The 306-nt window shown below is 64.4% G+C and carries 1 pseudogene; it reads right to left on the bottom strand.

What is annotated here, in order from left to right:
- A pseudogene (locus SB765_RS28825) lies at positions 1 to 306 on the bottom strand (glycosyl transferase); the annotation flags it as partial.

Genomic DNA, 306 nt, shown 5'->3' with positions numbered 1-306 from the left:
AGAAATCGAAAAAGTTAAACCAGTCGAGCGGCGCCAGCAGTGCGTAATGGGCCAGCCGCGCTGCGTAACGATCGACCGCCTGTTGCAGTGCCTGCTGACGTTGCGCACGCGGCAGCAGCAGCGGATCGGCGAAAGGCTCACAGTGAATACGCAGTTTACCCTGTTGCTGCAGGGCGAACATCAGCAGCACCGGACAGCGCAACGCGGCCGCCAGTACAAACGGCCCCTGTGGAGAGGGCGCGGCGCGGCCCAGAAAGTCGCTCCAGATCACCCGCCGCTCGCCGCCGCGCTGCGGATTAACCGCAG

The organism is Pseudomonas sp. SIMBA_067 (genome assembly GCF_046534675.1).
Classification (GTDB): Bacteria; Pseudomonadota; Gammaproteobacteria; order Pseudomonadales; family Pseudomonadaceae; genus Aquipseudomonas; species Aquipseudomonas putida.
The sequence above is the reverse complement of the archived record's forward strand: the minus strand, read 5'-3'. Positions and strand labels throughout refer to the sequence as shown.